Origin of the sequence: Geodermatophilus sp. YIM 151500 (assembly GCF_025716945.1) — a bacterium.
Classification (GTDB): Bacteria; Actinomycetota; Actinomycetes; order Mycobacteriales; family Geodermatophilaceae; genus YIM-151500.
Genome location: NZ_JAOVZT010000009.1, coordinates 51675 through 69586, shown reverse-complemented (window position 1 = coordinate 69586; position 17912 = coordinate 51675). Strand labels below are relative to the sequence as shown.

23 protein-coding genes are annotated in these 17912 nt (G+C 75.2%); 10 read left to right on the top strand and 13 right to left on the bottom strand.

Going from position 1 to position 17912, the window contains the following annotated elements; genetic code table 11:
• Window positions 1-7 precede the first annotated feature (7 nt).
• On the bottom strand, window positions 8-835 hold the full coding sequence (locus OF117_RS15410; RefSeq protein WP_263553726.1) for a class I SAM-dependent methyltransferase: 828 nt from the start codon (window positions 833-835) through the stop codon (window positions 8-10).
• Between the two features lie 136 nt (window positions 836-971).
• Here OF117_RS15410 and OF117_RS15405 point away from each other — a divergent pair, with 136 nt between their 5' ends.
• Window positions 972-2681 (top strand): LuxR C-terminal-related transcriptional regulator, encoded by a 1710-nt coding sequence (locus OF117_RS15405; RefSeq protein WP_263553725.1) that lies wholly within the window; start codon window positions 972-974, stop codon window positions 2679-2681.
• Window positions 2682-2691: 10 nt separating this feature from the next.
• Window positions 2692-2928 (top strand): hypothetical protein, encoded by a 237-nt coding sequence (locus OF117_RS15400; RefSeq protein ID WP_263553724.1) that lies wholly within the window; start codon window positions 2692-2694, stop codon window positions 2926-2928.
• A gap of 17 nt (window positions 2929-2945) precedes the next feature.
• Here the strand turns inward: OF117_RS15400 and OF117_RS15395 are convergent, their stop codons facing one another.
• Together OF117_RS15395 and OF117_RS15390 are read right to left on the bottom strand one after the other, a co-directional pair.
• Window positions 2946-3458, bottom strand: coding sequence for an ASCH domain-containing protein (locus OF117_RS15395; RefSeq protein ID WP_263553723.1), 513 nt, complete (start codon window positions 3456-3458; stop codon window positions 2946-2948).
• Window positions 3459-3518: 60 nt separating this feature from the next.
• Window positions 3519-4355 carry an alpha/beta hydrolase gene (locus OF117_RS15390; protein WP_263553722.1) on the bottom strand — a complete coding sequence of 279 codons (837 nt, stop codon included), beginning with the start codon at window positions 4353-4355 and terminating at the stop codon, window positions 3519-3521.
• Window positions 4356-4577: 222 nt separating this feature from the next.
• On the opposite strand from OF117_RS15390, the gene OF117_RS15385 reads away from it, so the two are divergent.
• Entirely contained in the window at window positions 4578-5531 is a 954-nt protein-coding gene (locus tag OF117_RS15385) for an AraC family transcriptional regulator (protein ID WP_263553721.1), read from the top strand.
• Between the two features lie 34 nt (window positions 5532-5565).
• On the opposite strand, the gene OF117_RS15380 is transcribed toward OF117_RS15385, so the two are convergent.
• A complete protein-coding gene (locus tag OF117_RS15380) occupies window positions 5566-6048 on the bottom strand; it encodes a GNAT family N-acetyltransferase (protein ID WP_263553720.1) in 483 nt (160 codons plus the stop codon).
• 153 nt (window positions 6049-6201) lie between these two features.
• Between OF117_RS15380 and OF117_RS15375 the strand changes: the two genes are divergently transcribed.
• The 3 genes from OF117_RS15375 (at window position 6202) to OF117_RS15365 (ending at window position 7819) form a co-directional block, all read left to right on the top strand.
• Window positions 6202-6696 carry a DUF1059 domain-containing protein gene (locus OF117_RS15375; RefSeq protein ID WP_263553719.1) on the top strand — a complete coding sequence of 165 codons (495 nt, stop codon included), beginning with the start codon at window positions 6202-6204 and terminating at the stop codon, window positions 6694-6696.
• A 208-nt stretch (window positions 6697-6904) separates the two neighbouring features.
• Complete coding sequence (locus tag OF117_RS15370) at window positions 6905-7135, top strand: hypothetical protein (protein ID WP_263553718.1); 231 nt, start codon at window positions 6905-6907, stop codon at window positions 7133-7135.
• Between the two features lie 36 nt (window positions 7136-7171).
• The gene (locus tag OF117_RS15365) at window positions 7172-7819 is read left to right on the top strand and encodes a hypothetical protein (protein WP_263553717.1); all 648 of its coding nucleotides are present in this window, start codon (window positions 7172-7174) and stop codon (window positions 7817-7819) included.
• 19 nt (window positions 7820-7838) lie between these two features.
• Here OF117_RS15365 and OF117_RS15360 read toward each other — a convergent pair whose 3' ends face one another.
• Window positions 7839-8720, bottom strand: coding sequence for an LLM class flavin-dependent oxidoreductase (locus OF117_RS15360; RefSeq protein WP_263553716.1), 882 nt, complete (start codon window positions 8718-8720; stop codon window positions 7839-7841).
• Between the two features lie 161 nt (window positions 8721-8881).
• Here OF117_RS15360 and OF117_RS15355 point away from each other — a divergent pair, with 161 nt between their 5' ends.
• Window positions 8882-9022, top strand: a complete 141-nt coding sequence (locus tag OF117_RS15355; protein WP_263553715.1) for a hypothetical protein — start codon at window positions 8882-8884, stop codon at window positions 9020-9022.
• A gap of 117 nt (window positions 9023-9139) precedes the next feature.
• A complete protein-coding gene (locus OF117_RS15350; protein WP_263553714.1) occupies window positions 9140-10117 on the top strand; it encodes a hypothetical protein in 978 nt (325 codons plus the stop codon).
• A gap of 20 nt (window positions 10118-10137) precedes the next feature.
• On the opposite strand, the gene OF117_RS15345 is transcribed toward OF117_RS15350, so the two are convergent.
• The 6 genes from OF117_RS15345 to OF117_RS15320 are packed head-to-tail and all read right to left on the bottom strand — an operon-like array spanning window position 10138 to window position 14363.
• Window positions 10138-10647 (bottom strand): hypothetical protein, encoded by a 510-nt coding sequence (locus OF117_RS15345; protein ID WP_263553713.1) that lies wholly within the window; start codon window positions 10645-10647, stop codon window positions 10138-10140.
• Window positions 10644-11102 carry a TadE/TadG family type IV pilus assembly protein gene (locus tag OF117_RS15340; protein WP_263553712.1) on the bottom strand — a complete coding sequence of 153 codons (459 nt, stop codon included), beginning with the start codon at window positions 11100-11102 and terminating at the stop codon, window positions 10644-10646. Before OF117_RS15340 ends, OF117_RS15345 begins: the two co-directional genes overlap by 4 nt.
• Window positions 11095-11301, bottom strand: a complete 207-nt coding sequence (locus OF117_RS15335) for a hypothetical protein (protein WP_263553711.1) — start codon at window positions 11299-11301, stop codon at window positions 11095-11097. The genes OF117_RS15340 and OF117_RS15335 overlap by 8 nt, the downstream gene beginning before the upstream one ends.
• Before the next feature lie 28 nt (window positions 11302-11329).
• Complete coding sequence (locus tag OF117_RS15330) at window positions 11330-12271, bottom strand: type II secretion system F family protein (RefSeq protein WP_263553710.1); 942 nt, start codon at window positions 12269-12271, stop codon at window positions 11330-11332.
• On the bottom strand, window positions 12268-13122 hold the full coding sequence (locus OF117_RS15325) for a type II secretion system F family protein (protein WP_263553709.1): 855 nt from the start codon (window positions 13120-13122) through the stop codon (window positions 12268-12270). Before OF117_RS15325 ends, OF117_RS15330 begins: the two co-directional genes overlap by 4 nt.
• Window positions 13119-14363 carry a CpaF family protein gene (locus tag OF117_RS15320; protein ID WP_263553708.1) on the bottom strand — a complete coding sequence of 415 codons (1245 nt, stop codon included), beginning with the start codon at window positions 14361-14363 and terminating at the stop codon, window positions 13119-13121. The genes OF117_RS15325 and OF117_RS15320 overlap by 4 nt, the downstream gene beginning before the upstream one ends.
• Before the next feature lie 266 nt (window positions 14364-14629).
• Here OF117_RS15320 and OF117_RS15315 point away from each other — a divergent pair, with 266 nt between their 5' ends.
• Window positions 14630-14932, top strand: coding sequence for an AbrB/MazE/SpoVT family DNA-binding domain-containing protein (locus tag OF117_RS15315; RefSeq protein WP_263553707.1), 303 nt, complete (start codon window positions 14630-14632; stop codon window positions 14930-14932).
• A gap of 278 nt (window positions 14933-15210) precedes the next feature.
• Here OF117_RS15315 and OF117_RS15310 read toward each other — a convergent pair whose 3' ends face one another.
• Complete coding sequence (locus OF117_RS15310) at window positions 15211-16206, bottom strand: endonuclease/exonuclease/phosphatase family protein (RefSeq protein WP_263553706.1); 996 nt, start codon at window positions 16204-16206, stop codon at window positions 15211-15213.
• 561 nt (window positions 16207-16767) lie between these two features.
• On the opposite strand from OF117_RS15310, the gene OF117_RS15305 reads away from it, so the two are divergent.
• Window positions 16768-16938 (top strand): hypothetical protein, encoded by a 171-nt coding sequence (locus OF117_RS15305; protein WP_263553705.1) that lies wholly within the window; start codon window positions 16768-16770, stop codon window positions 16936-16938.
• Window positions 16939-17115: 177 nt separating this feature from the next.
• Here OF117_RS15305 and OF117_RS15300 read toward each other — a convergent pair whose 3' ends face one another.
• A complete protein-coding gene (locus tag OF117_RS15300) occupies window positions 17116-17895 on the bottom strand; it encodes a GPP34 family phosphoprotein (protein ID WP_263553704.1) in 780 nt (259 codons plus the stop codon).
• Between the last annotated feature and the right edge of the window lie 17 nt (window positions 17896-17912).

The following is a 17912-nucleotide window of genomic DNA, read 5'->3' as shown; positions in this document are numbered from 1 at the left end:
GCGGCGGTCAGCGGTCCGCCGTCACCACCACCGTCTCGAAGGGGAAGAGGACACCGTCGTCGTCGGTGTGCGGGTCGAGCGCGGCGGTGAGCTCGTCGACGAGCGCCGCGGCGGCGCCGGCGTCCAGCCGCTCGAGGACGTCGCCGAGCGGAGAGCTGGCGGTCTCGCCACGGAGCAACGCCTCCGCCGAGGGCACGCGGCACGGCGAGACCACGATGCGGGCGTGCGCGGCGGTGAAGCCGGCGGCCTGCACCAGGGCACGCAGCTCCGCCACGCCCCCGAGCGCGTACGGGCTGCGGATCACCACGGCGGTCTGCTCCCCGAGGTGCCGGGCCAGGACGTCGGTGAGCACCCGGTAGCCGGGCTGGTGCGCCAGGCCGCGGCAGGTCGACACCCCCAGCCGACCACCGGGCGCGCAGATCCGGTGCATCTCGGCCAGCGCCGCGGCGGGATCGGGCACGAACTGCAGCGCCTGCTGGCAGAGCACCGCGTCGGCGGCCGCGTCGGGCAGCGGCAGCGCGTCGGCGGGGGCCCGGGTGTAGCCGATCGGCGGCGTCGAACCCCGGCTGACCCGGCGGGCCACGGCGAGCATGGCGTCGTTGACGTCGTAGCCGCCGACCGTGCCGTCGGCGCCCACCCGCCGAGCGGCCGCGCGGGCCACCGCGCCGGTGCCGCAGCCGACGTCCACGACCCGCTGGCCGGTGCCCACGCCGACCTGCTCGACCAGGTCCTCGGCCCAGGGCCCGAGCAGCGCGGCCACCAGGATCTCCTCGTAGGCGGCGGCGCCGGCCTCGTCGAGCTGCCAGCCGCCGCGGATCTCGAGCGTGCCCGTCATCGCGGTTCCCTCCCGGTGTGCGTGCGGAGGTCCCGATCGTCGGCCCGGCGGGCGGCCCGGTCATGGGTGGAAACACGGGCCGGGGCACGGGTCCTGACGGCTTCCCGGACGCGGTCCGCGCGAGGACGCTGGGGGCATGGCGCCCGAGGTCGGGGAGCTGGTCGACCGGGGCTCCGCCGCCCTGGCGGCGTGCGACTGGAGCACCGCACGGGCCTGCTTCGAGCGGGCCGGTGGCGGCGCGGCCGACGGCAGCCCCGAGGCGGTCGACGGCTTGGGCCAGGCGCTCTACTGGCTGGGTGACTACCCGCGGGCCCTGGCCCTGCGCGAGCACGCCTTCGCCCTCCACCGCCGGCGCGGGAACCTGCGCGCCGCCGCTCTGGTCGCCGTCCGCCTGGCGGTGCTGCACGCGCTGATCACCGGCAACGAGGCCGTGGTGAACGGCTGGGTCGCCTCGGCGCAGCGCGCGCTGGACGGGTGCGGCGACTGCCCCGAACGGGGCTGGCTCGAGCTCGTCCTGGCCGCGGCCGCCGACGACCCGGCGGAGCGGGTCCGCCGGGCCGAGGAGGCCCGGGCCTGCGGACGCCGGTTCGCCGACGCCGGCCTGGAGTTCGACGCCCTCGCCTACACGGGCAAGGGCCTGGTCGAGCAGGGGCGCGTGAGCGCGGGCATGGCGTTGGTCGACGAGTCGGTGGCGGCGATCGCCTGCGGCCTGGTCACCGACCCGTGGGCGGCGGGTGAGATCTACTGCGCGCTGTTCTCCGCCTGCGAACTGGCGCTCGACGTGCGGCGGGCCGACACCTGGCTGCTCGCCGTCGACCGCTACGTCGACCGCACCGGCGAGCTGCCGATCTCGGCCATCTGCCGGATGCACTACGGCGGCCTGCTCTGCGCGGCCGGGCGCTGGTCGGCGGCCGAGCGGGAGCTGCAGCTGGCGTTGCGCATCTACGACGGCACCTACGTCGGCTCGCGCGCGGAACCGCTGCTGCGGCTGGCGGAGCTGCGGGTCCGGCAGGGGCGGACGGAGGAGGCCGCCCGGCTCCTCGAGGGCGCCGAGGACCGCCCCGAGGCGGCGCTGCCGCTGGCCCTGGTGCACCTGGCGAGGGGGGAACCGCACACGGCGGCCGCCACGCTGGGCCGGGCGCTGGTGCGGCGCCCGCCCGACGTCCGGGCCGTGCCGCTGCTCGCCGCCCTCGTCGACGCCGCGCTGGCCGGCGACGACGTCCCGGAGGCCTGCCGGGCGGCCGACGAGCTCACCCGCCTGGCGGGCACGACCGGACTGGCACCCGTGCGGGGCGCGGCGTCCCTGGCGCGGGCCCGGATCGGCGCGCACGAGCGGACGGGCGACGGGGCGGCCGAGGCGGCGGTCGAGGCGGAACGCGCCATCGTCGCGTTCGCCGAGGCCGACCTGCCCGGCGACGTGGCCGAGGCCCGCCTCGAGCTGGCCCGCGCCCTGGCGGACGCGCGGCCGGAGGTGGCCCGCACGGAGGCCCGCCGGGCCTTGCGGACCTTCGCCGACGCGGGCGCCGGACGGCGGGCGGACGAGGCGGCGGCCCTGCTGCGGCGGCTCGGCGACCGGGCACGGCCGTGGCCGAGGCGGTCGCGGTCGGACGTCGGCCCGCTGACCCACCGCGAGGAGGAGGTGCTGGGCCTCCTGGCCGAGGGCCTCTCCAACGCCGCGATCGCGGACCGGCTCGTCATCAGCCCCCGCACCGCCGAGCACCACGTGGGCAACGTCCTGGCCAAGCTCGGCCTCGGCAGCCGGGCCGAGGCCGCGGCCCACGTGCTCCGCCGCCGGACGGGGCGCCCACCGGGTGTTCCGCGGGTGCCGGACGGGTCACCGGGGTAGCGGCCCGGTCATGACCGACGACATGACGATCGAGCTCGACGGCGAGCGGTACGTCGTCCGCCGCGACGGCGACGGCCTGCAGGTGGGCCGCCGGGTGGACGGCGACGTCGCCTGGTTGGACACCGTCGACGAGTCGCTGCTCACCGGACCGGCGCTGGCCGCCCTCGAGCGCGACGACGGCGAGGACGAGGCCCTCCGGACGGCGCTCCGCGGGATCGTCCAGGCCGAGAACCGCCGGGGCGGCTGACCCCCGCGGGCACCCGCTCAGCCGGCGGGCCCGGGCGGCCAGACGACCCGGAACCGCTCGAACACGACGTCCTGGTCGTCGGTGAACCGCTCGCCGCGGGCCGCGCAGGTGCGCTCGAAGTAGCGGCGGTGCCCGGCCAGCCAGTCGGCGCGGGTGCGGTCACCCTCGCCCTCGTCCCGGGCGAAGGCGTCGTCCACGCTGCCGATCGGGCCCAGCCGCAGCTCCGTCGTCCGCAGCACCGCCCGGGGCACGCCGGCTCCGTCGCAGGCGATCCAGTGCCCGCCGATGCGCGGCAGCGGCTGGCCCTCGCCGACGAAGTCGGCGACCAGCGCGGCGGTCGCCCGCTTCGGTCCGTGCAGCACCAGGCCGATCAGCTCCTCGGCCAGCTCGGCCGAGTCGCCGAACTGCTCGACGACGTGCTCGGCGCCGGCCGCCGCCTCCGGGTGCGCGGCGGCGTAGGCCGTCCACATCTCCTCGGCGGCGGCGGCGTCCGGCGGGGCCAGCGGCGTGCGGGGCGGTGTCTCGGGCACGGCGGGAGTGTCCCAGCGACCCGTCCCCGAGCCGCCGTGCCGGCCGCGGCACCGACCGGCTCACTGCGCGCCGGCGGCCTCCGGTCGCGGCGCCTGCGCGTGGCGCAGGGCCCAGTCGAGGACGTCGTCGGCGATCCGCTCCCACCCCTCCTGGGCGGGCAGGAGGTGCGCGAAGCCCTCGTACTCCCGGACCTCGGTGACGGTGTCGCCGGTGTAGTGCCTGGCGTTCGAGCGCTGCACGCTCGGCGGCATGAGGTGGTCCTCGCCGCCGGAGACGAACAGCAGCGGCGGGCGCCGGTCGTTGCGGTAGTCGACGTGCGCGTCCTGCGGGCCGGGCATGACGTTGGCCAGCACCGTGCTCCACAGGATCCGGCTGGACGCGGGGACGTGGTAGCGCTGGTAGAGGCGCAGCGACTCCTCCTCGCCGAAGGTGTTGGTGAAGGCGTAGTGCCACTGCTCGGGGCTGAGCCCCACGGCGCGGTGCCGGTTGGCCGGGTTCCTGAACGCGACGAAGGTCGACCGCAGCTGCGACAGCGGCAGCACCTTGACGCCCTCGGTGGGTGCCGAGTTGAGCGCCACACCCGCGGCGCCGTGGCCGCGGTCGAGCAGCAGCTGCACCAGGGTGCCGCCCGCGGAGTGGCCCATGAGGACCGGCGGCCGGTCGAGCGCGCCGACCACCGAGACGAGGTGGTCGATGATCTGCGGCAGGGTCACCTCGGCGATCGGCGTCGGATCGGCGTTGAGCGCCTCGACCTCGACCTCGAAGCCCGGGTAGGCGGGGGTGAGCACGCGGAAGCCCTGGCGCTCGTAGTGCTCCTTCCAGCCCTCCCAGCTGCGGGGCGTCACCCAGAAGCCGTGGACCAGCACGATCGTGTCCGGTGCGGTGTCGGGGGTCATGGCGGGTCCTTCCGTCGGACGGCTCGTGGGCCGCAGCCTGGCCCGGGCCGGGGCGGCCGGATCGGCTGTCGCTGCACGGTCGTCGTCCGTGGGTGCACGCGGCGGGTGCTCCCCCGCCCGCCGCGGCTCTGCCACACTCGGCCCGCCCGCGAGGAGGTGTGTCCCGGCCGACCGCCGGCCCGGCTGCCGGCGTCCGGCCCCGCCGGACCCGAGGACGGCGCGATGCTCCTGCTCGACACCGCCGGCATGACCCCCGACGAGCGGATCGACGGCTTCCGCGCCGCCATGGGCCAGGCCTCGGTGCCCTGCCGCATCGAGCACCTCGGGCCGGCCCGCGACGTGGCGGCGCGGATGCACCTGTGGCAGTTCGGGCCGGCCAACCTGTTCACCGCCGACGCGACCGGCTTCCGCCTGGTGCGGACGGCCAGGCACGTGCGCATGGAGGCCCCGCTCGTGGTCGCGCTGGCGGTGCAGCCGCACGGGCGGGGACGGTTCAGCCAGTTCGGTGCCGACCACCTCGTCGGCCCGGGCGACCTGATGCTCAGCGACCTGACCGCGCCGTACGTCTTCAGCTGGACCGGGACCGGCGGTTCGCGGGCCTTCCAGGTGCCCTACGAGGCGCTCGGCCTGCCGGTCGACGTGGTCCGGGCGGCCGGACCGCGGCTGCGCGCCAGCCCGGTGCACGGCCTGGTGCAGGCGCACCTGCGCCGGATGGCGCGCTCGGCGGCCGAGCTGGCGGACGACGCCGGCGCGGCGGCCCTGGGGACCGCGACGGTCGAGCTGGTGCGGGCGCTGGTCGTGTCGGCCGCGGCGGACGAGCGCCGGGGCCGACCGGTGCTGGCCGAGACGCTGGTCAGCCGGGTGCTGGCGTACGCCCGGCTGCACCTCACCGACCCCTCGCTCGGTCCGGCGCGGCTGGCCGCGGCGCACCACGTCTCGGTGCGCAAGCTCTACCAGGAGTGCGCTGCGGCCGGGATCAGCCTGGAGCAGTGGATCATCGACCAGCGCCTCGAGCTGGCGAGGGCCCAGCTGGTCGCGCCGCTGGGACGGCGCCGGACCATCGCCGCGGTCGCCCGCAGCTGCGGCTTCACCGATCCGAGCCACTTCGCCCGGCGGTTCCGCGACGCCTACGGCACGACCCCGCGCGAGTGGCGGGACGCGGCGGGTGGCGCGTGAGGCCGCACCGTCCGAGCAGCCGGCGCAGCAGGCGTCACAGCAGCCGCTCGAACTCCAGCTCGTGCCGGATCGGGATGCCGTCGCGACCGACCAGCGGGATCGCGGGCTTGAGCTCGCGGCGGGCGGCGGTCACGGCGTCGTGGTGCAGGGCGCGGAGATCCAGGCCGCGGCGCTGGTAGAAGCGGATCGCGGGCGTGTTGTCGTTGGTGGTGATCAGCCAGAGGCGGCGGCAGCCGGCGTCGCGGGCCGCGGCCAGGCAGGCGTCGACCAGGGCGCTGCCGACGCCGCGGTTCTCCACGAGCGCGTGGAGGGTGGCCAGCTCGAACTCGTCCCCGTGGACGGCGAAGGTGGCCAGCCCCGCCCGCTCGCCGTCCACCTCCGCGACGAACCCCGCGCACCGCGACGCGTCGACCAGCTCGCCGCGCCGCGCGACCTGCACCGAGCCCCAGGTGCGCTCCAGCGTCTCGCGCACCCACGCCGCGTCGTCCGCACCGACCGGACGCACGCCGACCCCCATGGCGCCCCCTCCCCTCGGCACCGGCGGACCCGCGGGTCACGGTGACCTTGTGCTCTGGCCCACCGGGTTCCTGCAGGCCAGCGTCGCACCAGCCCGGGCCCCGCGGCACCGGAGCGGGCCGGGCTGCCGGATGGGTTGGCGGAAGGAGGAGTCGTGGCGCGCAAGACGATCGACTGCCGGAGGCGCCCGAGCGAGCGCGGGTGCACGGTGGTCATCTCGGGCGAGGAGGACGAGGTGCTCGAGCTGGCCGTGGCCCACGCGGTCAGCGCGCACGGGCACACCGACGGGCCGGAGCTGCGCGACGGCCTGCGGGCGGAGCTGCGCGACGAGGGTGCGCTCGACCTGGAGGAGGGCGCGTTCGTCCAGCTGGTCGAGTTCCGGACCGACGACTCGCAGAGGTTCCTCGCGCTCCTCGACGAGTGGCGGGAGCGGATGGGGGCGGAGACCACGGCGCGGTGGGCCGTGCTCACCGCCGACCGCGACCGGCCCGACGTGCACGTGCAGGTGGTCGCCTTCCCCGACCACGCGGCGGCGATGCGCAACTCGGAGCACCCGGTCACCACCGAGTTCGCCAAGCGCCTGCACGAGGTGGCCGACGGCGAGCCGGAGTTCCGCAACCTCGACGTCCGCGCGGTGACGCGGGTCTGACGGCTCCCGGACGACGTGACGGCCCGGCCGGGTGCCACGACCGACGGCCCGGCCGGGTGCGGGGCGGCCCGGCCGGGCCGCTGGACCGCGGCCCATCGCGGCGGGCGGACCGGCACGGATCGTCCGGCGCCGGCCCTGGGCCAGCGGCCGGGCACCCGTCGCGCGGCCGTGTGCTTCCTCCGGGCTCCGGCGCGGCTACGGTGCGGACGTGGTGCGATCGCTGTGCGCGCTGACCGTGTCCGGCGTCGTCTCGGCCTTCGCCTTCCTCCTCGTCACCGGCAGCTACCTCAACGACGGCCCGGTGCTGGTCCAGCTAGGTCCCGGGCACGGGGTGCACGCCGGCGACCTCCTCGTGCTCGCGGGCTGGGCCGTCTCGATGGTGGCGCTCGCCGCGCTGGTGCTGGTGCCGCGGCGGGACGGCTTTCCCTCCCGCCGGTGATGGTCGCGGCCGCGTGCGGCTGGCACAGTCCGCGGCGTGCACCCGCCCGCCCCGCCCGCCCCGCCGTCCGGCACGACGGCGCCGCCGCTGCTGCCGCGACCGACCGCCGTGGCGATCGTCGTGCTGACCGCGGCGACCACGGTCGTCGGGCTGCTCGACTGGCCGCGCCCCGCGGGCGCCTCGCGCACGGTCGCCACGGCCGTCGCCGCCGCACCCGCGGCGCTGTGGGTTCCCGTGCTGGCCTGCACGGCGGCCTGCCTGGCAACGGCCGTGCTGCTGCTGCGGCGCACCGCCGACCTGCGGCTCCGCGAGCCCCGGGCGTGGGCGCTCCTGGGCGTGCTGGCGCTCGCCGCCGCGGGGTCGGTCGGCTACGCCGTCCACGCGGCGGCCCTGTCGGCCACGCTGGTCGGGCCGGTCATCCCCGTCCTCGACTGGCTGCTCACCGTCGTCCCACCCCTGCTGACCCTGCCGATCACGGTCGGCCGGCGCGCCGGCACCCGGGTCGCGGTGGGCGCGCTGACCGGCGTCGTCACGCTCCCACTGCTCGCCCTCGGCTGGTCGCTGCTGCTCTCAGGACCGTCCGAGCCCGGCAGCCCGCTCGATGCGGTGTGGAACACCGCCGTCCTCGGCGCCGTGCCGTTCCTGCTGGTCCTGCTCCTGATCCGGACGCGGTGCGGACGGTGAGCGGCCGCGACCGGCCGGCTCACCTCCGGCCGGCGGCCACCGCCTCGCGGACGGCGGGCGCGACCTCCTGCCCGTACCGGGTCAGCTCGGCCTCGTCGTCGCTGGCCAGGATGAACGTGCCGAACCCGTGCTCGAGGGCGAGCGTGGTGAGCATCTCGACCGGGGTGGGCGGCAGGCCGGCGGTGCGCTCCTCGCCCAGCGCGCCGATGTTGAGCAGCCGGCGCACGTCGGCCGGGCGCCGTCCCGCCGCCGTGGCGGCCTCGTCGATGAGCGCGTTGGCGGCGGCCAGGTCGTCGGTGCTGGGCCAGCCGCCGAGGGAGGGCAGCCAGCCGTCGGCCTTCTCCCCGGTGAGGCGGAGCATCCGCGGCTTGTAGGCGCCGAGCCAGATGCCGATGGCGTGGGCCGGGCGCGGGCCGCGCTTGGCACCGTCCACCGCGTGCACGGTGCCTGCGACGCGAAGCACCGTGCCGGCGTCGACGTCCCAGATGCCGCGGACGACGTTGATCGCCTCGCCCAGCGCGGCGACCGCCTCGGCGGGCGCGAGCCGCCGTCCGCCCATGGCCGCGATGGCGTCCCAGAAGGCGCCGGCGCCCAGGCCGAGCTCGAACCGGCCGCCGCTGAGCAGGTCGAGGCTGGCCGCGGCGCGGGCGACGACCGCGGGCGGGCGCAGCGGCAGGTTGAGCACGTTCGGCGCCAGGTGGACCCGCTCGGTACGGGCGGCGACGTAGGAGAGCAGCGTCCAGGTGTCGAGGAAGCGGGGCTGGTAGGGGTGGTCCTGGAAGGTGACCAGGTCCAGCCCGGCCCGCTCGCTCGCGACGGCCAGCTCGACCGTGTGCCGGGGATCGGCGTTGGCGGGCGTGATGAACGAGCCGAACTGCAGTTCGTGCCGGTAGTCGGTCATGGCGACCTCCCAGCTGTGCGGTGGTGCCCGCTGCAACAGCGTGCCGTGACCGGCATTCCGCCCGACGCGGCAGCCGCGCGGAAACGAGCGGACGGCGGGGCCGCCACGGCGTAGCGTCCGCGCTGCGGAGCGCCTCCCGATCCGGAGCCAAGGGGGCTGTCATGGGCGACAAGTCACCGCACGACTCGCACCACGCCAAGAAGTCGGCCAAGTCCATCAAGGAGAAGCGCGCCGAGCGGAAGGCGAAGGAGTCGCGCACCATCTCCCAGATGGAGCGGCTGACTGCCGAGAAGAAGCGCTGAGCCGGCCCCGCCGGGGCCCTCACCTCACGCCCACCCCCGGGCGGCACGCCCGCCTGGAACAGTGACACCTCACCTGCGGGCGGCGCTCCCCACGTCGCCCGAGGACGGAACGACGCGGTGCGGCCGATCTTCGTGGCCCATCGTCGACGGCGGCGTGGCGCGCCGCCGTCGACGTCGCCGCGCGCCGTCGACGAGCCCGACACGCCGGAGCCGCCCCAGCCCACGCCGGTTCCGGATGCTGCCGAGACGGCGCGGGTCACCGACGGCGCGGAAGGGTCCTTCATCGGCACCGCTGCCCGCCTCGGCGCCATGGGCGCCGCGTTCCTCACCGGCTTCGCGCTCGTCAAGGCGTACGCCGTCGCCAACTTCTCGCTGACGACGGGCTCGGCGCTGCTCACGACCGCTCCGGTGTCGGTCCTGCTGGGCAGCCTGATGTCCTACGCCTACTGGCTCTTCCCGCTGACCGCGATCGCGCTCTTCTGGGCGTGCCGACGCGCCGGGCGACGCGGGTGGAGCGGCGGGTGCACCGTCCTGCTGGCCGGCGGCGTCCTCACGGCGTTGTTGTCACCCGTGCGCCCGCTGCTGTGGTGCACGGGCGCCCTGCTGCTCTATCTCGCGGTCTTCCGTCTCCCGGGCAGGTTGCTGCGCGACCACGCAGACGGCACGTCGTCCCGGTGGACGGCCGTCGGACTGTCGCTCACGCGGCACGCCTTCTTCGGACCGCAGCTCTTCTTCACGGTCGCGCTGCTCTGGCTCGTCATCGCCTCGCTGCCCCGCACGTGGGTGCCCGTCGAGATCATGCGGATCCAGGACGGCCTGGAGCAGAAGTTCATCGTCGGCAACGTCATCAGCGGCGACGGCGAGTGGACGACGGTGCTGAGGGCCGGCGACCGGGGACTCAGCCGCATCCGGTCGGAGGACGTGTACACCCGGCGGGTCTGCCACCTCACGGGCGCGCAGTCGCCCGGGCAGGCGCCGTTGATGTGGGTGCTCATCGATCGTCCCTACCGGTCGCCGAACCTCAACTGCCAGCGGCTGGCCGACGACCGCCCCGGCCTACCGGTCGTCGAGGGCTCGTTCCCGGATTCCGGGTGACCTCGTCGACGGCCCGGTGCTCACGGCGCGTCGCCGGGACCCGCCCGATCGTCGACGTAGCGGTCGCGCTCGACGACGAAGCGGCCGGTGGCGGTGTTGGCGTCGACGAACTCCGGCAGCAGCGGGATGCGCACGGTCACGGTGACGCACACGGTGAACTCCTCGCCCGGCGCCAGCACCGGCGCGTAGCCGCCCGCGGCGCAGTCGCCGCCGACCGGGGCGAAGGCCAGACGCACGTCGTCCGCGGCGACCGACTGGTCCTCCACCGCCAGCCGGACGGCGGCCTCGGCCCGCGCGGTCCCGGTCCCCACGTCGGGTGCGGTGCCCATCGCCCGGCCCGCCTCGCGGGCCGCGGCGGTCGCCGCGAACACCCCGCGCTGGACGGCGGAGAAGCCGGCGACGACGTAGACCAGCGGCACGAACACCACCAGTGCGATGAACACGAACTCGACCAGCGCCGAGCCGCGATCGCCGGCGAGGCCGCCCAGCCGCCGCCGGGTCGGCGCCGTTCGCCGCCCGCCCGGCGTCACGCGGCCTCCCGCACCGACCGGCCGGTGACGGCCAGCGGCAGCAGCGCGCCCAGGCCGTCGAGCAGCGCGGGCACCGCCCCCGAGCAGCGGACGACGACCACGGTCAGCCCGCCGCCGACGACCTCCGTGCCCGACGAGCAGGCCAGCCCCTCGGCGGTGCGCACGGAGGTGGCACGGGCGACCACCTGCAGCGTGCGGGCGGCGCCGGCGGCCGGGTCGACGTCGGCGTTGGCCGCGTACCGGGCTCCCTCCTGCGCGCCGGCGGTCACCACGTTGCGCACGTGCACGTAGACCGCGACCTGCAGCACCGCCAGCAGCAGCGCCACGACCAGCACCGACACCAGCACGAAGTCGACGACGGCGCCGCCGCGCTCCCCGCCGAGCCGCCGAGCCGACCTGGCTTCCGGGGTCCGCTGCGCGCCCGCGGGCGATGGGGGGCAGCAGGGTTCAGCCAACGCTCGTGACGGAGTTCAGCGCGTTCTGCACCGCGGACACGATCGCCTCGCGGAACGGGACGAGGATGGCCAGCACCAGCGCCGCCGTCATCACGGTGATCATCACCCAGCCGGGGACGTCACCCCGCTCGGGATCCGCCCCGCGGAGGCGGGCCGCGAGCGCGGCCAGGGCGGCGAGCAGGAACGCGTAGAGGCGCATCGGTGTCCTTCCGAGTCGGTCCGCGGGCTCACTGCGCCAGCGAGACGATGCTGATCAGCCCCGGGAACAGGGCGAAGAGGACGGTCACCGGAAGCACGAGAAAGACGACCGGGACCATCATGGCGATCTCCTTGCGGCCGCCGGCCTCGAGCAGGCGGCGCTTACCGGCCTCGCGGACGTCGGCGGCCTGGGCGCGCAGGACCTCCGCCAGCGGCGTGCCCCGCTCGATCGCGACCAGCAGGCCGTCGACGAAGCGGGCCAGCGGCTCCAGCGAGGTCCGGTCGGCGAGCTGCTGCAGCGCCTCGGTCAGCGGCGTCCCGGCCCGGGCCCGGCCCAGCGCGGCCGCCAGCTCGGCGGCCAGCTCCCCGCCGGAGAGCCGGGTGACCCGGGCGATCGCCGCCGTCGGCCCCTCCCCCGCGGTCACCGCGAGCGCGAGCAGCTCGGCCACCACGGGGAACTCCGCGAGCAGCAGCTGCTCGCGCCGCTGCACCTGCTGGGTCAGCCACCAGTCGCGGCCGAGCACGCCGCCGACGGGACCGGCCAGGCACACGAGCCCGACCGAAAGCACGTTGACGCCGCCCGACACCAGCGAGCCGAACCCGGCCACGACGGCCCCGCCGGCCAGGCCCAGCCCGCCCCACACCACCTGCTCGACCCGGAAGTCCTCGACGGTGGTGCCGGCGCCCAGCGCCTCGAGCCGGCGGCGGACGGCGGCCCGGCCGCCGAGGACGCGGTCGACCAGCCGGGCACCGTCGGCCACCACCGGGCCGAGCAGGCGCCGCGCCGCGGTCAGCAGGCCGGGCTCGGTGACCGTGCCCAGCAGCCGGGACGGCGGCGGGGTGTCGTGCACGTAGGGCGCCAGCCGGTCGGCCAGCCGCACCGAACGGAACGGCGGCGCGTAGGCGAGCACCAGCAGCAGCCCGGCCCCGGCGACCAGGCCGAGCAGCACCCCCGTCGTCCCGGCGCTCACTGCAGCACCCGCACGTCCTGCGGCAGCCGGCCGATGCGCAGCATGAGGCGGTAGGCGACCAGGCAGACGGCACCGCCGACGACGAGGATGCCGATGCCCAGCGGCGAGTCGTAGGCGGCCAGGGTGGTCGACTGGGTGGCCAGGAGCAGCAGCACCACCCACGGCGCGGCCACGGCCAGCCGGGCGGCCTGCACCACCCAGCCCTGGCGGGTCTCCAGCTCGGCGCGGGCCCGCGCGTCCTCGCGGAGGAAGCCCGAGAGGGTGCGCAGCACCCGGCCGAGGTCGCTGCCGCCGACCTCGCGGGCCACCCGCAGGGTCTCGACGATGCGGTCGCCGACCGGGTCGGCAAGGTCGGCCTTGAGCCGATCCAGGCAGCTGCCGAAGCGGCCGGTGGAGCGGTACTCGGCGGCGAAGCGGGCGAACGGCGGCCGCAGCACCTCGGGGCCGCGGGTGCTCAGCGCCGACAGCGCCTCGGGCAGGGACAGCCCGGCCCGGACGGCGGAGGCGAGGTTGTCGACCACCTCCGGCCAGACCTCGCGCAGGTCGGCCCGCCGCTTGACGGCCAGCCGGCGGACCTGGACCTGCGGCAGCACGAAACCGAAGACGCCGAAGACCAGGCTGACCGCGACGGTGCCGGTGGCCAGCAGGACGGCGACCGTGGCGAGCAGCCCGAGACCGACCTGCAGGGCGAGCAGCTGGGCCGGGTTGATGCCGGTCAGGCCGGCCGCGGTCAGCTGCTCGCGGCGCCGGCTGGGACGACGCGGGGACGTGCGACGCGGTGCGCGCGGCCCGCTGCGCCAGATGAGCAGCAGCCCGACGCCGAAAAGGAGGCCGAGGACGGCGCCGCTCACGACGACCGCCGTCCGGTCGGCTCGCCGAGCAGATCCGCCAGCTCGAAGCCCGCGGCGGCGAACCGTTCCGGGTGCGGCGGGTAGCCGTCGGCGCGGACCAGCCGACCCTCGCGTGTGGTGAAGACGTCGGCGGTCTCGACGACCCCGCCCTCGGCCCGACCGGGCAGCGCCACGATCTCCCGCACCCGCCGCTGCCCGGTCGCGTCGGTGCCGACGTGCACGACGAGGTCGACGCTGGTGGCCACGGTGGGGACGACGAACGCCGTGCCGATGTTCTCGCCGGCCAGCAGCGGCAGGGTGCACATCTTCACCACGGCCTCGCGGGCGCTGTTGGCGTGCAGGGTGCACATGCCGGGCAGGCCGCTGTTGAGCGCGATCAGCAGGTCGAGGCACTCCTCCTGACGGACCTCGCCGACCACCAGGCGGGAAGGGCGCATGCGCAGCGCTTCCTTCACCAGGCGGCGCAGCGGGATCTCGCCGGTGCCTTCCAGGTTGGCCTGGCGGGTCTGCATGCTGACGACGTCCGGGAGCGGGACGCGCAGTTCGAACACTTCCTCGCAGGTGATCACCCGCTCGCGGGCGGGGATCGCCGCGCAGAGGCAGTTGAGCAGCGTCGTCTTGCCGGCCTGGGTGCCGCCGGAGACGAGCACGTTGAGCCCGGCGGCGACGGCGGCCTCGAGGAAGCGGGCGGCCTGCGCGGTCAGCGTGCCCAACGCCACGAGCTCGTCGAGCGAGTGAGCCTGCAGCACGAACTTGCGGATGTTCACCGCCATGTGCCGGCGGGTGATGTCAGGGATGACGACGTGCAGCCGCGAGCCGTCGGGCAGCATCGCGTCGACGAAGGGCGAGCTCATGTCGATCCGCCGTCCGGACGTGCGCAGCATCCGCTCGACCAGGTCGGCCAGCTCGCCAGGCGCCAGGATGGTGGTGGTCAGCTCCGACCGGCCGCGGCGGGCGACGAAGACCCGGCCGGGCTCGTTGACCCAGACCTCCTCGACCTCCGGGTCGTCCAGCCAGCGCTGCAGCGGCCCGAACCCGGCCACCCGGTCGAGCACGTCGCGGACCACGGACTCCGCGTCGCCCAGCGGCGGCAGCGCTCCGGTGACCGACCGCTCGGAGTAGTCGGCGACCACGTCCCGGACGAGCAGCCGCACCGGGCCCGGATCGGCGAACGGGTCCAGCCCGCGCCGGCGGATGAGCTCGCGGACCTCGCCGTCGACGACGTCGAAAGCGGTCGGCACGCACACCCCGTTCCTCGTCGGACCACCCAGCAGGACGACGGGACTGTATGGAAACCGGACGGTCCGTGACGGCGCCGTCAGCCGATCTGTGGACAACTGCGACCGATCGGGTGACCACGCCGTGACGTCTCGGAGGCGGGTCCTCACGGCGGCGGACGCCGCGGGGCGGCTGCAGGTGGTGGTGCTCGTGCAGCGGCCGGAGACGCCACCGGGCTCGCCGGCCGCCGAGCCCATGGCCAGCAAGGGCGAAGCCATGATCCTCGGGAGTGGGCCACCATGCGGCCGGCACTTCCGCAGAGAAGACCGAGGTCGTCGGCGTCACCGAAACCGGCGGCGGCTCCCTCTCGGACAAGGACGCAACGCGGGTTGCGCCCAGGGTTCGGAGACTGGGCGCCAGCAGCGTGAAGGTGCACGCCTATGTGACCGTCCAGCGCCGAGGCACGGTCGCGCTACCGCCCGCGCTCCGCCACAAGCATCACCTCGACGAGCCCGGCGCCCAGGTCGAGATCACCGAGCGCGAGGACGGCGTCCTCGAACTCCGCCCGTTGGTCGCGGGTCCCCGCGACTGAGGCGTGGTTCTGGGACGAGCAGTGGCAGGCAGGAGAGCGCGAGGTCGACGCGCACGTTGCCGCCGGTGAGGCAACCGAGCACTCCACCGGAAGAGATTTCGTCGCCCACCTGGACGCGCTCGACGCCGACGAGTGAGGTGCGAGACCACCCCGCGCTTCGACAGCGACTACAGCGACTACAAGGCCCTCGAGCCCGAGCACAGGCGTGAGTTCCGGAAGGCACTCACCGCCGTCATCCATTCTTCGGGCCTGCGGGCTCATCACACCGCCTCGGGTGATCAGAGGAGGCGGATCTCGGCGACCAGTTGCGCGTGGTCGGACACGGTTCGCTCGCGGCGGTCGTTGCTGAGCTGGCTGTCGACCAGGTGGTCGTTGAAGTACCGCAGGTTCATCACTTCCGCGATGCGTTGCGGATTGCGCTCGTAGAACTCCTGGCTCACGAGGACGTGGTCGAGGTTCTCGTAGTGCCCGTTGAAGATGTGCGTATAGCTGACGTCCCGACCGGTCCGGCGAACGGTGAGTTCGTGGGCCGAGTACAGCAGTCGGTCCCAGTAGGCCTTCCTGTCATCGGGGTCTCTCGGCCAGAACCTCGAGGGCGAGTCACCCATGATGATGTCCGTGGTGACCGCGCGGGCGGCGTCGTTGAGATCCCCGAGCACGATCACCGGTTGCGCGTTGCCGGTGATCTCCTGGAGCACGAGGAAGCGCAGCGCCGCCGCCTCGGCGGCGCGGCGGATGAGCGCCCGGGCCTTGCCCAGCGCCTCCTCGCGCGCATCGTGTTCCGGGGCCTGCGGGTCGCGGATCGGCCGCTTGGACTTCAGGTGGGCGACGAAGACGGTCGATGTCGTGCCCCTGATCGGGTCGAGGACCACCCGTGTCCGCAGGACGGGACGACTGAAGGTCCCGACCGGCAAGGCGAGGCCGTCCGCTTCCGCGTCCATCCCGGCCGGGAAGTCGGTGATGGCCGTGACCGGCTCCGCGATGGACAGTCGGCTGGCCAGGCCGAGCCGTGGGCCGCTGGCCCCGTCGGCGCCCGGGGCCACCACGGTGCCGCCGGGGAACCGACCCGACCGGTCGCAGACGTCGCGCAGGGCGGCCTCGTGGAAGACCTCCTGGAAGCCGACCAGGTGCGCCTCCATGCGACGCAGCTGCCCCGCGATCCAGGTCGCCTTCTCGTCGTACTCGGCGGCCGTGTACGGCTCCTCGTCGGGGTAGAAGCGCTCGCCCTCGCGGGCGAGATTGAGCACGTTGAACGTGCCGACCTTGACGTCCATGCCCAGGCCCCCAACCCTGTCCCGTCGACATTCTCGGCCGACGCCCGTCACCGTCACGTCACCGAGCGGCCAGCCGCACCCGTTCCGCCGGGCGCGCTCCTCGGCGGTCAGCCCGCCATCGTGGGACACCGCACGTCACTGGCACAGCGCAGGCTGCGCCGGCTGTCAGCGCTGCGCCGACTGCCGGCAGAGCCCGGGACTCCGCCGTCGAGGAGCTCCGGTGCCCGCCTCTCCGACGCCGCGGACGCGGGCCGAGCTCGCTGTCCATCCGTGGAGCGGGGCAGTCAGCCGAGCTCGTCGACGGCCTCGCGCCACGCCGGTCACGCCTCGACGTGCTGCTGGAGGCGCGCCCGTCATGCGCTGACCCGACAGGAGGCTTCCGCCCGAGGTGGTCCGACAGCCCGGAGTCCCTGCACGAAGGACACGTGCTGCCGTTGGCACGCCGACGAAGCCGAGCGCCGACCGCCGACCCGGTCCGACCACGACGAGCCGGGCACTCGAACCCCAGGTCCCGCGCATCGGTGGGGCTCGATGCCTGCGTCGACGCCCTACAGTTTCCGCATGTACGTGGTCCACCTGTCGGAGGCCGAGCTCGCCATGGCCCGCCATGCCCTGCAGGCGTACCTGCTCACTTTCGGTCACGACGAGGCCGAGACCGTCGGTGAGATCAAGCGTGTCATCACCAAGCTGCGCGCCGCCGAGAGCGAGGACGATCCGCGCATCTCCGCCTGATCACCAGGCATCCCGAGCGTTCACCGATCTCGCCCCGGGCGAGTCGGCAACGCCCGGCACCTCTGGGTGACCCGTGATCGACGAGCCTCGTCGATCTGCCTCGCGGCCGGCACGGTCGCCCTGTGGGTGCCGCCCGCGTGAGCGGCGCAGGACCGGAGCCCGCGGCGTGGCCACCGGCTACGCGAGGGGACGTCGCCATTCCTGCGCGCCGAGCACCGACGCCAGCGCCGACGCCACGGGTTCGATGCGATGCGTCAGCGCCGCCACCTGGTCGGCGCACCCGCCGGGGACCTGGAAGTGCCGGTTGCGGCGGGGGATGCGCACCGCCAACGCGACGAATGCCGCGTCCCGATCGTCGATGCCGCGCGCGTGCATCTGCGGATGGGACGCGAGCAGGTCTGCCTCGGCCCGCATCCGCAGCTCGGTCAGGCGCTCGCGACGCTGCCGGCGCGTGAGACCTGTGACGTCCCCCTGCGGCACCGCCATCGCCGCGCGGCGAACGGCATCCACGTCGGGCTCGGCCGCCTTCGCCCGGAACAGGATCTCCCCGACCGACGCGCGGATCTCGGCCGCCGACACGGCGTCGGACACCGGGTAGGTCATGTACCGGATGACACCGAGACGGCGAACCTGCTCGGCGCGCACCAGACCTTCGTAGAGGAGCTGGTCACGGGCCACCTGCGCGCCCGTCTTGACGTCGTCACCGATCCACCTCTCCCAGCTGGGCGATCGGGAGGTCGACATCCGGCCGAGCATCCGCTGCTCGAGAGCATCCGCCTGCTCCGGCGGGCGCCGCAGCACCACTCGCCCGTCCCGCTCGGTGATCCCGCCGGTGAGGTGGAACTCGGCGAGGACCCCTGCCTGCACCAGTGCGCCGACGGTGACCCAGTCCACGATCAGCCCGTCCGGCGGGGTGAACAGCAGGTAGAGGCGCTTCCAGATCGTGCTCGGAGGCACTTGGCCACCCTAGCGCC